Raw genomic sequence first — 14,342 nt, forward strand, 5'->3', positions numbered from 1 at the left:
CCTTTTCTACGTTTGAAGATGGATTGATTTTAGTCGTCTTGAGGAGCTAACAGGGCTTGTTCCAATCGTTTTTTATTGGCTTCGGACTGTTTTTGTATGTATTTGCGGACAATGCTGTCAATGGCTGTATCTTGTTCCATGTTGGATCGGGTCGACCAAATGGCAGCGGCAAGTGTGAGGTCTACATGGTCAGGGCGTTGGGCGGCAGCCGTTTGGGCTTTGATGATGTAGTCAACGATACGCTCGACCGCTTTCGGATTGCCGGTGGCAAAATAAGTTACCCAATGAAAATCCAGTGATGCAGGGGAGATGATGGGTTCTTGAAGCGGATGTAAGCTTTTGTTTTCCTTGAGATTGTTTTTAAGCTCGGTATTTAATGTCAGGCTGTCGAGACAGGTTTGGGCTTGAGACGTGCCTGTCAGGGCGAGGGTGTAGGCGGCAAAGGTTAGGGCGTCGCCTTGATAAGTTTGGATGTTGTCACACCAAATGGTACTGCCTTGGGGATATTTTTGTAGCGCTTGCGTCCCCCATGCAAGGGTGGTTTCGCGCATGAGATCGGCTTTGACAAGCTGGTCCATAAAAGAGGCAGCGCGTTCGGCAGAGGGATTTTTGTAGAAGACGGCAATTTCTTTTCCTACCTTGATTGCCGAATCTGATTTGGGGGCGGCTGTGGCGTGCAAACTGAGTAACAGGGCGGTGATGCCGATAAGGATTCTTTTCATGGCTGTTTCTTTCGGTGTGGATGTTTCAGACGACCTCGATCCGGTATTTGAGGTCGTCTGAAAATTAGGCTCGGTCATTATAAAGCCAGTTTTCAAATAATTCGCGGTCGGTAATGTAGAGGACGGCGGTATCGGCTTCGGCGGCTTGGACGGTGATGTCGGCGACGTACAGGATGCCGGTGCGGAAGTAGTGGAGGCGGGCGGTATAGCCGATGGGGAGTTGTGCCCACTGTGCGGCAAGGTCGGTGCAGGCATAGCCGTCGATGGCGATGATTTTGTCCTGCGGGCAGAGGGCGGCGTTTTCCGCGCTGCCGCCGTTGAAGACGTGGGTCAGGGTGGCGTGGTCGCTGCTTTGTTTGAACCTTGCGCCGAAGTCGGGCGCGGGGGCGGGCGTTTCGGTTGGCGGTTCGGGCAGGAATGCGCCGCCGTGGCTGCGCGGTTGTGCCTGCCATTGCAGTCCGATACCTATGGTGGCGAGGAGTTCGGCAAGGGGCAGGTCGGCAGTGGTATAGAGGGTCGTCTGAAAAAAGTCTTCGAGGTCCAGACTGGTAAACGCTTGGCAACGGGCTTGCCATTGTCTTTCGGGAATGCCTTGTCGGGTATCCAGCCAATCGCGGTAGTGTTGCTGCATGACGCTGTCGAGGGTGTGCCGCCCGCTGCTTTTGCTGCGGATGGCGAGGTCGAGGCAGAGGGCGGCTAGCGCGCCTTTTTGGTAGTAGCTGACGATAGCGTTGGGGCTGTTTTCGTCTTGTTTGTAGAATTTGTTCCAAGCGGTGAAGCTTGATTCGGCAAGGCTTTGTTTCAGACGGCCTTTGGTTTGCTGCACGCGGGTGATGCTTTGGGCGAGCAGGCGCAGGTAGGCTTCGGGGGCGATGGTGTGGCTTCGGGCGAGGAAGAGGTCGTCGTAGTAGGAGGTGATGCCTTCAAATGCCCAAAGCTGCTCGGTGTAGTTTTCGCGGTCGAGGTCGTAGGGGGCGAAGGCGGCGGGTTTGATGGATTTGACATTCCAAGCGTGGAAGTATTCGTGTGAGAACAGTCCGAGCAGTTGGGTGTAGGCGTCGTTGGCGTCGGTCATGCCGTGCGGCGGCAGGCTGTGGCGGTCGGCGAGCAGGGCGGTGCTGCTGATGTGTTCCAGTCCGCCGTAGATGTTGTCGCCGACGTGGAGCAGAAAGAGGTAATGCGTGAACGGGGCAGGGGAGGGGAGCATTGCCAGTTCGGTTTCGCAGATTTTGCGGATGTCTGACACGAGGCGGTCGCGGTCGAAATCGGGATAGTGGCCGCTTAAGGCGATGCGGTGCGGTATGCCGCTGGCTTCGAAATCGAGAAATTCGATGTTGCCCAGTTCGACAGGGTGGTCGATTAAATCGTGGTAGGAGGTCGTCTGAAAAGTATTTGAGCCTGTCGTCGGCATGCTGGTTGCGATGCGCCATTCCTTAGGGAGGTCGTTGAAGCTTAGGCTGTGGGTGTCTTTCAGGCGGTCTTCTATGGAGAAAAACAGGCAGCTGCCGTCGAAAAAACCGCGATTGGTGTCTAAGAATGAGCCGCGAACCGATAAATCGAAGGCGTAGGCGGTATATCGGATTACCCAATGTCCGGATTTTGGGCTGGTCTGCCAGATGTTTTTTGCTGTTTGCGATAAGGCGGCAGGTTGTCCGTCGCATTCTGCACTTATTGTAATGATGTGGCGGGAAAAGTCGCGAATCAAGTAACTGCCGGGTACCCAGTTTGGTAGTTTGAGAACGGCTGAAGAGTTTGAAGGATTTTGAAATTTAAGGGTAATATGCCATTGATGGGCTTTTGGGTCGGGAGTTAGGGTATAGGTAATCATGATAAAAATTTATCGGCTTGATGCAATAAAGCAATGTTAAGAATTATTTGGTTGGTGTCAAATCATAAATTAGTTAAAATCTATAACCTTGTAAAGTGTATGGGAATTTAGTGTAAAGAAAATGGATTTTCTTGACAAGAGTCCATATTTCTGGTTGATGTTGCCATTATGGCAGCCGAAAGGCAGTCTGCCAAGATATTCCCAATGCTCGTTCGGTAAAACGGCTGTCGAGTGGTTTGATGCGGCAGTCGGAGCAAATTGATGGAAACGGCTTTCGCGGGAACCGGCAACGGATGCCCGCTAAAGCAGCTATTTATTTTCCGTGTTTAATGGAGACTTTCATGGAAGCGCAAACTTATAACTACAAAGTAGTGCGGCAGTTCGCTGTTATGACTGTAGTTTGGGGGGTGGTGGGTATGCTGGTCGGCGTGATTGCTGCTGCCCAGTTGTTTTTACCCTCACTCAATCTGTCTGAGATTGGTCCGTGGTTTCACTTCGGACGGATCCGCCCGCTGCACACCAATGCTGTAATTTTCGCCTTTGGCGGCTGCGGTTTGATCGGTACATCATATTATGTGGTGCAACGTACTTGTAATGCACGCCTGTTTGGCGGCTGGCTGGCAGCGTTTACCTTTTGGGGATGGCAGGCTGTTATTTTAGCTGCAGCCATCAGCTTCCCATTGGGTTACACGCAAGGTAAGGAATATGCCGAGCTGGAGTGGCCGATAGATATTTTGATTGCATTGGTGTGGGTGGCCTATGCGGTTGTTTTCTTTGGAACAATTGCTAAACGTAAGGTCAAACACATTTATGTTGCTAACTGGTTCTATGGCGGCTTTATTTTGGCTGTTGCCTTGCTACACATCGTGAACAACCTCAGCCTGCCTGTCGGATTGATGAAATCGTATCCGATTTATGCGGGCGCAATTGATGCGATGGTTCAGTGGTGGTATGGCCATAATGCCGTGGGCTTCTTCTTAACTGCCGGTTTCTTGGGTATGATGTATTACTATGTGCCGAAACAGGCAGGCCGTCCGGTTTATTCTTACCGCTTGTCTGTCGTTCACTTCTGGGCCTTGATTTTTACCTATATGTGGGCAGGTCCTCACCATCTTCACTACACCGCTTTGCCGGATTGGACTCAATCTGTCGGCATGGTGCTTTCTCTGATTCTGTTTGCACCGTCTTGGGGCGGCATGATCAACGGTATTATGACCTTGTCCGGTGCATGGCATAAATTGCGTACCGACCCTATTCTGAAATTCTTGATCGTATCTTTGTCGTTCTATGGTATGTCTACCTTTGAAGGTCCGATGATGTCGATTAAAACCGTCAATGCTTTGAGCCACTATACTGATTGGACTGTCGGCCATGTGCATGCCGGTGCGTTGGGTTGGGTAGGTTTTGTAACCATCGGTTCGATTTACTATATGATTCCACGATTGTTCGGTCAAAAAGAAATGTATAGTACTAAATTGATTGATGCCCATTTTTGGATCGCGACCATCGGTGTGGTTCTGTATATCGCCTCCATGTGGATCGCAGGTGTGATGCAAGGTCTGATGTGGCGTGAAATGAATCCCGACGGTACATTGACTTACTCTTTCGTTGAAAGTGTGAAGGAAAGCAAACTGTATTATGCAATTCGTTTTTCAGGCGGCCTGTTATATTTGAGCGGTATGCTTATTATGGCTTACAACACTTACCGTACTATTGCCAACGGTAAACCGGTTGAAGCTGAAATTCCCGCCATATCTGAAGCGCAACATCACTAAACAAAAAGACGGGCTACCAAAATGAAATTACAACAATTAGTCGAAGAAAAAGTAGGCATACTTATCGTGTTTACCCTGCTGGTGGTTAGCGTGGGTTTGCTGATTGAAGTCGTACCTCTGTTTTTCTCACCTGCTGTTACTCAGCCGATTGAAGGGGTAAAACCCTACAATGCGCTGCAGGTGGCGGGACGTGATATTTATGTGCGTGAAGGTTGTTACAACTGCCACTCGCAAATGATTCGTCCGTTCCGTGCAGAGACAGAGCGTTACGGCCACTACTCCGTTGCCGGTGAATCGGTTTATGACCGTCCGTTCCAATGGGGTTCCAAACGTACAGGGCCTGATTTGGCACGTGTAGGCGGCCGCTATTCAGACGAATGGCACCGCATCCACTTGCTCAACCCCCGTGATGTCGTGCCAGAGTCTAATATGCCTGCTTTCCCATGGCTGGCACGTAACAAGGTTGATCCTGACCAAGTCGTGGCGCACATGAAAGGGCTGCAAACGCTCGGCACGCCCTACACTGATGAAGAAATTGCCAAAGCACCAGAAATGCTGAAAGATAAATCCGAATTAGATGCGGTAATCGCTTATCTGCAAGGATTGGGCTTGGCATTGAAAAACGTAAGGTAACATCATGGACGTTAATTGGGCGCGTAGTCTGTTTACAGTATTAGTGTTTATCTGCTTCATGTTGGTGCTGTATGTCGTGATGAACAAACGAAACAAATCAAATTACGATGAAGCATCCCGCAGTATCATTGAAGATGACGATACTGCACATGATGATAATGATAATAACAGTGCCGCCCGATAAACTGTGGCCACGGAGCTAAAACAATGAACACAACTTCACATTTCACCAGTGATTTCTGGAACTATTACATCATCGGCATCGTCCTATTGAGCTTTATCGGCCTGATATGGCTTTTGCTGTCACAAAACAAGGTCAAACCGCTTAAAAAAGGGGAAGATGTCAATACCACAGGGCATAACTGGGATGGTATTGAAGAATACAACAATCCCATGCCGCGCTGGTGGTTCTTCCTGTACATCGGGACTTGGCTGTTCGGTATCGGCTATTTGGTGATGTATCCCGGCTTAGGCGATTTTGGCGGTATCGGGTTCGGCGGTAAAAAATGGACCAGTATTGAGCAATATCGCGAAGAAGTGGCGCAGGCCGAACAGAGCTACAAACCGCTTTACGACAAATATGCCAAAATGCCGGTCGAGCAAGTTGCCAAAGATCCTGCAGCACAAAAAATAGGTAAAAACCTGTTTGATACTTATTGTATCCAGTGTCACGGCTCGGATGCCAAAGGTGCGCGCGGTTTCCCGAACCTAACCGATTCCGATTGGTTGTTTGGCGGCACACCGGAAAAAATTCATGAAACCATTGTTAAAGGCCGTACTGGTGTAATGGATTCATGGGGTCCGAAATTGGGTGAAGAGCGTGTTAAGGATGTTGCACACTATGTCATGTCGTTGTCCAAACCTGCGGAACAATATGATGCAGTTCGTGCAGAACGCGGTAAAGAACTGTTTAACGGCCCGCCTGCAAACTGTTTTGCCTGCCATGGCGACAAAGGCCAAGGTGTTCGTGGTTCCGGCCCGAATCTGACTGACGACGTATGGTTGTGGGGTGGTACTCAAAAAGCCATTATTGAAACCATTACCAATGGCCGCCATAATCAAATGCCGGCATGGGAAGGTTTCTTGGATAAAGACAAAATCCATCTTTTGACCGCTTATGTTTGGGGTTTGTCGCATAAAGACGGCAAGGCACAGAAAACCGATACTGAAAATGTATTAGGCTCGAAAGCTGCGGCTGCTGCCGAAGCTGCGGCAGCCGAGAAGAAAAAGGCAGATGCCGAAGCTGCAGCAAAAGCTGCGTCTGAAGCTGCAGCAAAAGAAACTGCTGCTTCTGTACCTGCTGCCGACAAACCGGTTGAGGCTGCTGCAGGCAAACCCGCCGAAGCGGCGGCACCTGCTGCAGCGGCAGACGGTAAGAAAGTGTTTGACGGATTGTGCTTTGGTTGTCACGGTGCCAATTCGGCTATTCCGAATACGCCGCGTCTGACTCATAAAGACGAATGGGCTCCGCGCATCAAAAAAGGCAAAGAAACCTTGTTCAAGCATGCTCTCGAAGGTTTCCAAGACAAAGGCATGATGCCGGCCAAAGGCGGAAATACCGAATTGAGCGACGACGAAGTGAAAGCAGCCGTTGTTTATATGGTGAATGAATCCGGCGGTAAATTCTGATAGGACTACACAACAAAAGGGAATGCCTAATTGGGTATTCCCTTTATTTTATAGAAGGCCGTCTGAAAATCGTTTTTCAGACGGCCTTCCATTTAGGATGGTAGCTGTTTAATTGTCAAAAGTGTTGCAGCGGTTGATATCGCCGCTTTCAAAGCCGCGTTTGAACCAATACATGCGCTGCGCTGAGCTGCCGTGGGTAAAGCTGTCGGGCACGGCATAACCCTGACTGCGTTTTTGCAGGGTGTCGTCGCCTACGGCCTCGGCCGCATTGATTGCTTCCTCTATGTCGCCTTCTTCCAGCAAGTCCTGCCGCTGCGCGTCTTTCGCCCAAATTCCGGCGAAGCAGTCGGCCTGCAGTTCGAGTTTTACCGATAATTTATTAGCTTCGGTTTTACCGGCCTGTTGCTGCATCTGATGCACTTGCGGCAGGATGCCCAGCAGGTTTTGCACATGGTGGCCGACTTCATGCGCGATGACGTAGCCGAAAGCCGTGTCGCCTGCCGCACCGAGTTTGGTGCGCATTTCTTCGTAGAACGATAAATCGAGGTAAACCTTTTTATCGGCAGGGCAGTAAAACGGCCCCATTGCCGCCTGACCCATACCGCAGGCGGTGCGTGTGCCGCCGGTATACAGTACCAGAGTGGTGGGCGTATAGCGAGCATTGCGTTTGGCAAAGTAATTGGCCCAGGTTTTTTCCGTATCGGCCAACACTACGCCCGCCAATTCCCTCAGCTGTGCTTCCTGCTTGCTTTCCACGACGGTTTGCTGTGCTCCGCCGCTCAGCTGCTGCGCTCCGCCGGCCAGGCCGGACAAATCGACGCCGTAGTACGCGCCTACCAGCACGACGATGATGCCGATAATGCCCATCCCGCCGCCGCCTCCACCGCCGCCGCTTCCTCGGCGGTCTTCAATGTTAGAGCTTTGTTCACGTCCCTGCCAACGCATAAATTTGTTCCTTTTCGATAGTTTATTGATTGATGTTTGGTGTGCGGAGATGTGTGAGGCCGTCTGAAAACCGCCTCCGTAATCTTTGCAATGTCTTTCGTGCTATTCGGTCACGCCTGCCATGCGGGAACTGCACCGGGCTTATCCGTGCCGACTGTAAATACGGACTCCGAAAACAATCCGAAACGTATTTTCAGACGGCCTTTACCATTCGCCCCGTTTCAGCTTCTCGATTTGACGGCGGTCGCGCTTGGTCGGACGGCCTTCGGGGTAGGCCGCACTGATGCGGGATGCCTGATCGAGCAGCTTCTGCTGTTCGCGCTTTGCGGCCACTTCTTCGTTTTCACGGTACAGAAGCCGCGCTTCGGGAGCGGGGCGGCGTTGGTGGTTCAACGCCTGTACGGTAATTTCGTATGGCAGCGAATTGAGCGTGAGATGCAGCACATCGCCCGCCGCGATATTTTTACTGTTTTTCACTTTCGCGCCATTGACCAGCACGCGGCCGAGTTCGATGTGTTTCTGCGCCAAGGCGCGGGTTTTGAAAAAACGGGCGGCCCACAGCCATTTGTCGAGCCGCATTGTTTGCCCGTCTTCCATGATTTGCCCTTTGTCATTCTAAAGGCGCGAGTGTAACACGGACGGCGCGTCCGGATGTCGGACCGTTGCCGAACGGCACAATATTCTGCTTGCCCGCCTACCGTTTATCGCGTAAATTTCACGTTTTTTCGCCAAGCGGCGCGGATTAGCGTATCATTCCGCGCAAATATTTATTCTTCAGCGAGAACGTTCAGCATGAAACCCGTCTTTCTTGATTTCGAGCAGCCGATTGCCGAATTGACCAAAAAAATCGAAGAACTGCGTTTCGTCCAAGGCGAATCCGCCGTGGACATCAGCGATGAAATCGAACGCCTGCAGAAAAAAAGCAACGAGCTGACCAAATCCATCTACGCCAAGCTCACGCCTGCACAAGTTTCCCAAGTTTCCCGCCATCCGCAGCGTCCCTATACTTTGGACTACATCTCCGCGCTCTGCACCGATTTCCAAGAATTGCACGGCGACCGCCACTATGCCGACGATTACGCCATCGTCGGCGGTTTGGCGCGGTTTAACGGCCAAAGCGTCGTCGTCATCGGCCACCAGAAAGGCCGCGACACCAAAGAAAAAATCCGCCGCAACTTCGGCATGCCGCGCCCCGAAGGCTACCGCAAAGCCCTGCGCCTGATGCATCTGGCGGAAAAATTCCGCCTGCCCGTACTGACCTTCGTCGATACGCCCGGAGCCTATCCCGGCATCGGTGCGGAAGAGCGCAACCAATCCGAAGCCATCGGCAAAAACCTGTACGAACTGACCAAGCTGAAAGTGCCCGTCATCTGCACCATCATCGGCGAAGGAGGTTCCGGCGGCGCGCTGGCGATTGCCGTGGGCGACTTTGTCAATATGCTGCAATATTCCACTTATTCCGTGATTTCGCCCGAAGGCTGCGCCTCGATTTTGTGGAAAACGGCGGAAAAGGCCGCAGATGCCGCCGCCGCCTTGGGCATTACCGCCGACCGCCTGCAAAAACTGAATCTGGTGGACAAAGTCATCGAAGAGCCGTTGGGCGGCGCACACCGAAATCACGGCGAACTGATGCAGCGTCTGCGCGAAGTGCTGGCCGAACAGCTCCGCATCGCCCAAGACATGCCGCTGTCCGACCTGCTCGACCGCCGTTTCGACCGCATCATGGCATACGGCCAATTCGTCGAAAAATAACGCATTGCCGCAATAGGAAGGCCGTCTGAAAACAGGGTTCGAACACGCTCCCCTTTTCAGACGGCCTTTTTGCTTTCCCCCTTTCCCAACCGAGTCCCACCATGCAAACCGCCGTCTGGAACGACATCCCGCCCTTGCGCGAACTGCTTGCCGCCGCCGCGCACAACCGCCGCCTTGCCGTCTGCCTGCCCGAAAAACGCATCCCCCGCTTCGAACCGTCAGAACAGCCCGACGAGGCGGAACGCCGTTTCCTGCAACACTGGCCGCAACAATCCGCCTGCCTGCAATTTGCCGCCGCCAACATCCTGCACGGCCTGCTGCCGCAAGGTGCGGAGCTCTGGCTGATGCCGCCCGCCGCTGCCGACTGCCTGTCCGACTATTTTTCAGACGGCCTCGAATGGCAGACGGAAGCACGCCCGCAAAGCCCTACCGCCGCACAAAAACCTTGGTTCAGGCCGTCTGAAAACCGAAACGGCACACTGTCCGAACACGTCGCCGTCATCGGTGCGGGCATTGCTGGGGCGGCTACTGCCCGCGCATTGGCGGAACGCGGCGTGCGGGTCAGCGTATTGGAAGCGCGCACCGCAGCCCATGCCGCCAGCGGCAACCGTCAAGGCCTGCTGTATGCCAAAATTTCCGCCCACGATACCGAACAGACCGAACTGCTGCTCGGCGGCTACGGCCACAGCCGCCGCCTGCTCGACCGCCTGCTGCCCGACGGCGGCTGGCAGCCCTGCGGCGTACTCCACCTCAACCACAGCCCCGCCGAAGAAAAACGCAACCGCCGCCTCGCCGCCCAAGATTGGCACGCCCACCTTTACCGCGGCATCAGTGCGGCCGAAGCCTCCGAACTGGCGGGCATCGACCTGTCTTCAGACGGCCTCTACTGGCCGCAGGGCGCGTGGCTGCACCCGCCCGCACTCGTCCGCGCCTTACTCGCCCACCCGAATATTCGTCTGTATGAAGGGCAACCGTTGCTGTCGGCACAATACTGCGCCCCGCATTGGCGGCTGGATACGCCGCAGCACACCCTGTCTGCCGACCACATCGTATACTGCGCCGGGGCAGCCTCGCCGCAACAGCCGCCGCTTGCCGCCCTGCCGTGGCAGCTGATACGCGGCCAAACCAACCTTGCCGCCGCCACCGCCTACACAGGCCGTCTGAAAACCGCCCTGTCGGCCGCCAGCTACATCAGCCCCGCATGGGAAGGGCGGCACTGCTACGGCGCGAGTTTCGTGCCACACGATGCCTGCGGCGACTGGCGCGACAGCGAGGCGGAATACAACCGGCAGGAACTCGCCAGGCTGCACCCGCAACTGGCGGCCGAACTGACCGCCGCGCCGACGGTAAGCGGACACGCCGCCGTGCGTTGCGACAGCCCCGACCATCTGCCGACCGTCGGGCCGGTGGCCGATTATGCCGCCATGCGCGGGGTGTATGCCAAGCTGGCGCACGATAAAAACTATCCGCTGTCTGACTCCTGCCCCTACCTGCCGAATGTGTGGGTAAACAGCGCGCACGGCAGCCGCGGGCTGGCTACCGCGCCGTGGTGTGCCGAAAGCATTGCCGCCCGCATCCTCGGCCTGCCCGACCCGCTCTCCCGCCGCCTGCGCGAGGCACTGCATCCCAACCGCCACATCGTCCGCGCCCTGGTGCGGCAGCATGAAGGCGGACGGTAAACCGCGGCCGTCCCGTTTCCCTATGTCCCGGCCGTTTGGCGGCGCGGCAGTATGGCTGAAAAACGCATTCTAAGGCCGTCTGAAAAACCGTTTCGGACACGCCGGAATGCCTTTCTGCCGGCAGAAACCGTTTTTTCAGACGGCCTGCCGCCCAATATCGGTTAAAATGCCCGACTTTGGCAACTTTGATTGAAAGGCCGTCTGAAAACCTTTCGGCGGCAAACCGTAATATGTCCTCTACAAACCCTTCCAAATTGCGCTACTGGCTGCTGGCCGTCGGCGCGGTCATTCTCGACCAAATCACCAAATCCGCCGTTTTGGCAAAATTCGAAGATTACGAGCGTTTGGGCATCATTCCCGGCTTTTTCGATTTGACCTTGGTTTACAACACCGGGGCGGCCTTCAGCTTTCTCGCCACCGCCGGCGGCTGGCAGAAATATTTCTTCATCGTGCTGGCGGCAATCGTGTGCCTCTGGCTGGTTAACGCCGTGCGGAAAAACGAATTCGACCCTTGGGGTTCGTGGGGCGCGGTGATGGTAATCGGCGGGGCGGTCGGCAACGTCATCGACCGCTTCATCCACGGTAAAGTGGTGGATTTCCTGCTGTTCTATGGCGAAGGCTGGGCGTATCCCGCCTTCAATGTGGCTGACAGCTTTATCTGCGTCGGCGCGGTATTGCTGGTTATCGACGGGTTCATCAACAAAAGGCCGTCTGAAAAAGAAACGGCGGAAGGGCGGGAACAATAATGAGCGGCAAAACCATTATGCTGGCCAATCCGCGCGGCTTCTGTGCGGGCGTGGACCGCGCCATCAGCATCGTCGAGCGCGCACTGGAGGAATTCGGCGCACCGATTTATGTGCGGCACGAAGTAGTGCACAACAAATTCGTGGTGGACAACCTGCGCGAAAAAGGCGCGGTTTTTATCGAGAATTTGGCCGACGTGCCGCCCGGCGCGACGCTGATTTATTCCGCCCACGGCGTATCGAAGGCCGTACAGGAAGAGGCTGCCGCGCGCGGTTTCCGCGTATTCGACGCCACCTGCCCGCTGGTAACCAAAGTGCACAAAGAAGTGGCGCGGCTTGATACGCAAGGCTACCAAATCATCATGATAGGCCACAAAGGCCATGTGGAAGTGGAAGGCACGATGGGGCAGCTTCCCGAAGGGCGGATGCTGCTGGTGGAAACCGTGGAAGATGCCGAACAGGTAATGCCCGACCATCCCGACCGCCTCGCCTACGTCAGCCAAACCACGCTGTCGGTGGACGAAACCAAAGACATCATCGCCGTATTGAACGCGCGTTTTCCCAACATCAAAAATCCGCACAAGGAAGACATTTGCTATGCCACCACCAACCGTCAAAAGGCGGTGAAGGATTTGGCGGAGGAATGCGACATCGTGATTGTGGTCGGCTCGCCCAATTCATCCAACAGCAACCGCCTGCGCGAAGTGGCGGCGCAGCGTGGCGTGGAGGCTTATATGGTGGATAACGCCTCTTATCTGCGGCCGGAATGGTTTGAGGGCAAAAAACAGGTCGGCATCACCGCCGGCGCATCCGCTCCCGAAGTGCTGGTGCAGGAAGTGATTACCGTGCTGACAGACTGGGGGCACGATATTTTACGCGAAGGCGAGGGCGCGGAAGAAAGCATCGTCTTTGTGCTGCCGAAAGAATTGCGCGGCGGAAAAAATAAAGCGTGAAATAGGCAGAATAAAAAGGCCGTCTGAAAACTTGGGTTCCTACGGAACGGAGTCGGGTTTTCAGACGGTCTTTTTACATCCGTTTAAATCGATGCAATATAACATTTTGAAAAACTTAAATAAATTGACAAAGGGTGTTAAGAGTAATATATAGCGAAGAGTGGCAATCTGTATTTACCCTCTCTTTTTGTGAAAGGAAACATCATGAAAGCAATGGTTTATCACGGCGCAAACGACATCCGTTTTGAAGAAAAACCCCGTCCGCAGATTACCGATCCGACCGACGCGGTGGTGAAAATCGTCAAAACCACGATTTGCGGTACCGATTTGGGTATTTGGAAAGGCAAAAACCCCGAAGTCGCCGACGGCCGTATTCTCGGTCATGAAGACATCGGTATTGTAGAAGAAGTCGGCGAGGCTGTAAAAAACATCAAAGTCGGCGATAAAGTCATTATTTCATGCGTCAGCAAATGCTGTACTTGCGACAACTGTAAAATCCAACTCTATTCACACTGCCGCAACGGCGGCTGGATTTTGGGCTACATGATCGACGGCACGCAAGCCGAATACGTCCGTACGCCTTATGCCGACAACAGCCTTGTTCCGCTGCCCGACAACGTCAACGAAGAAGTCGCCCTGCTGTTGAGCGACGCCTTGCCGACCGCCCACGAAATCGGCGTGCAATACGGCGATGTCAAACCCGGCGACACCGTATTCATCGCAGGCGCAGGCCCTGTCGGTATGTCCGCCTTGTTGACCGCCCAACTGTACAGCCCCGCCGCCATCATCGTTTGCGATATGGACGAAAACCGTTTGAAACTGGCGAAAGAGTTGGGCGCAACCCATACCATCAGCCCCGCTTCAGTCGATGTCTCCAAACAAGTTTTCGCCATCGTCGGCGAAGACGGCGTGGACTGCGCGATCGAAGCCGTCGGCATTCCCGCTACATGGAATATGTGTCAAGACATCGTCAAACCGGGCGGTCATATCGCCGTCGTCGGCGTGCATGGTCAATCCGTTGATTTCAAACTGGAAAAACTGTGGATTAAAAACCTCGCCATCACAACCGGTTTAGTAAACGCCAATACCACCGAAATGCTGATGAAGGCAATTTCCAGCAGCTCCGTCGATTACACCAAAATGCTGACCCACCGCTTCAAATTCAGCAAATTGGAAAAAGCCTACGACGTGTTCAAACATGCCGCCGAAAACCAAGCCATGAAAGTGGTTTTGGAAGCGGATTAACGGTATAGGGGGGCGGGTTTCCCTCCCTGCCGCATGAGTCATGAAATAGGCCGTCTGAAAACCGGATGTTGGTTTTTCAGACGGCCTATTTGCGTATTGAGACCTTTGCAAAATCCCCCCCCAAATCCCCTAAATTCCCACCAAGACATTTAGGGGATTTCTCATGAGCACCTTCTTCCAACAAACCGCACAAGCCATGATTGCCAAACACATCGACCGCTTCCCACTATTGAAGTTGGATCAGGTGATTGATTGGCAACCGATCGAGCAATACCTGAATCGTCAAAGAACCCGTTACCTTAGAGACCACCGCGGCCGTCCCGCCTATTCCCTGTTGTCTATGTTCAAAGCCGTCCTGCTCGGCCAATGGCACAGCCTCTCCGATCCCGAACTCGAACACAGCCTCATCACCCGCATCGATTTCAACCTGTTTTGCCG

At 53.9% G+C, this 14,342-nt stretch carries 14 protein-coding genes; 10 read left to right on the forward strand and 4 right to left on the reverse strand.

Annotated elements, in window-relative coordinates:
* Positions 1-29 precede the first annotated feature (29 nt).
* Together BM261_RS11650 and BM261_RS11655 are read right to left on the reverse strand one after the other, a co-directional pair.
* Complete coding sequence (locus BM261_RS11650; RefSeq protein ID WP_074898452.1) at positions 30-722, reverse strand: hypothetical protein; 693 nt, start codon at positions 720-722, stop codon at positions 30-32.
* Positions 723-786: 64 nt separating this feature from the next.
* Complete coding sequence (locus BM261_RS11655) at positions 787-2,550, reverse strand: M61 family metallopeptidase (protein ID WP_074898454.1); 1,764 nt, start codon at positions 2,548-2,550, stop codon at positions 787-789.
* Positions 2,551-2,891: 341 nt separating this feature from the next.
* On the opposite strand from BM261_RS11655, the gene ccoN reads away from it, so the two are divergent.
* Genes ccoN through ccoP form a run of 4 tightly spaced genes read left to right on the forward strand, consistent with a single transcriptional unit; the run spans position 2,892 to position 6,587 of the window.
* Positions 2,892-4,325, forward strand: coding sequence for a cytochrome-c oxidase, cbb3-type subunit I (gene ccoN, locus BM261_RS11660; RefSeq protein WP_172459042.1), 1,434 nt, complete (start codon positions 2,892-2,894; stop codon positions 4,323-4,325).
* A 21-nt stretch (positions 4,326-4,346) separates the two neighbouring features.
* Positions 4,347-4,958 (forward strand): cytochrome-c oxidase, cbb3-type subunit II, encoded by a 612-nt coding sequence (gene ccoO, locus BM261_RS11665; RefSeq protein WP_074898457.1) that lies wholly within the window; start codon positions 4,347-4,349, stop codon positions 4,956-4,958.
* Positions 4,959-4,962: 4 nt separating this feature from the next.
* Entirely contained in the window at positions 4,963-5,142 is a 180-nt protein-coding gene (locus BM261_RS11670) for a cbb3-type cytochrome oxidase subunit 3 (RefSeq protein ID WP_074898461.1), read from the forward strand.
* Positions 5,143-5,165: 23 nt separating this feature from the next.
* Complete coding sequence (ccoP, locus tag BM261_RS11675; protein WP_074898464.1) at positions 5,166-6,587, forward strand: cytochrome-c oxidase, cbb3-type subunit III; 1,422 nt, start codon at positions 5,166-5,168, stop codon at positions 6,585-6,587.
* A 108-nt stretch (positions 6,588-6,695) separates the two neighbouring features.
* Here the strand turns inward: ccoP and ypfJ are convergent, their stop codons facing one another.
* Both ypfJ and BM261_RS11685 read right to left on the reverse strand, forming a co-directional pair.
* Positions 6,696-7,532, reverse strand: a complete 837-nt coding sequence (ypfJ, locus tag BM261_RS11680) for a KPN_02809 family neutral zinc metallopeptidase (RefSeq protein ID WP_074898466.1) — start codon at positions 7,530-7,532, stop codon at positions 6,696-6,698.
* 204 nt (positions 7,533-7,736) lie between these two features.
* On the reverse strand, positions 7,737-8,129 hold the full coding sequence (locus BM261_RS11685; protein ID WP_003772972.1) for an RNA-binding S4 domain-containing protein: 393 nt from the start codon (positions 8,127-8,129) through the stop codon (positions 7,737-7,739).
* Positions 8,130-8,324: 195 nt separating this feature from the next.
* On the opposite strand from BM261_RS11685, the gene BM261_RS11690 reads away from it, so the two are divergent.
* The 6 genes from BM261_RS11690 to BM261_RS11715 all read left to right on the forward strand — a co-directional run.
* A complete protein-coding gene (locus BM261_RS11690; RefSeq protein ID WP_074898469.1) occupies positions 8,325-9,284 on the forward strand; it encodes an acetyl-CoA carboxylase carboxyltransferase subunit alpha in 960 nt (319 codons plus the stop codon).
* 101 nt (positions 9,285-9,385) lie between these two features.
* The gene (gene mnmC / locus BM261_RS11695) at positions 9,386-10,963 is read left to right on the forward strand and encodes an FAD-dependent 5-carboxymethylaminomethyl-2-thiouridine(34) oxidoreductase MnmC (protein ID WP_074898471.1); all 1,578 of its coding nucleotides are present in this window, start codon (positions 9,386-9,388) and stop codon (positions 10,961-10,963) included.
* A gap of 230 nt (positions 10,964-11,193) precedes the next feature.
* Positions 11,194-11,709 carry a signal peptidase II gene (gene lspA / locus BM261_RS11700; RefSeq protein WP_074898474.1) on the forward strand — a complete coding sequence of 172 codons (516 nt, stop codon included), beginning with the start codon at positions 11,194-11,196 and terminating at the stop codon, positions 11,707-11,709.
* Positions 11,709-12,659 (forward strand): 4-hydroxy-3-methylbut-2-enyl diphosphate reductase, encoded by a 951-nt coding sequence (ispH, locus tag BM261_RS11705; protein ID WP_074898477.1) that lies wholly within the window; start codon positions 11,709-11,711, stop codon positions 12,657-12,659. Before lspA ends, ispH begins: the two co-directional genes overlap by 1 nt.
* 204 nt (positions 12,660-12,863) lie before the next feature.
* Positions 12,864-13,904 carry a zinc-dependent alcohol dehydrogenase family protein gene (locus BM261_RS11710; protein WP_074898480.1) on the forward strand — a complete coding sequence of 347 codons (1,041 nt, stop codon included), beginning with the start codon at positions 12,864-12,866 and terminating at the stop codon, positions 13,902-13,904.
* A gap of 163 nt (positions 13,905-14,067) precedes the next feature.
* On the forward strand, positions 14,068-14,342 hold a 275-nt coding region (locus tag BM261_RS11715), incomplete at its 3' end, for a transposase (RefSeq protein ID WP_143095781.1).

The sequence above is a fragment of the Neisseria elongata subsp. elongata genome, assembly GCF_900113545.1.
Taxonomy (GTDB): Bacteria; Pseudomonadota; Gammaproteobacteria; order Burkholderiales; family Neisseriaceae; genus Neisseria; species Neisseria elongata.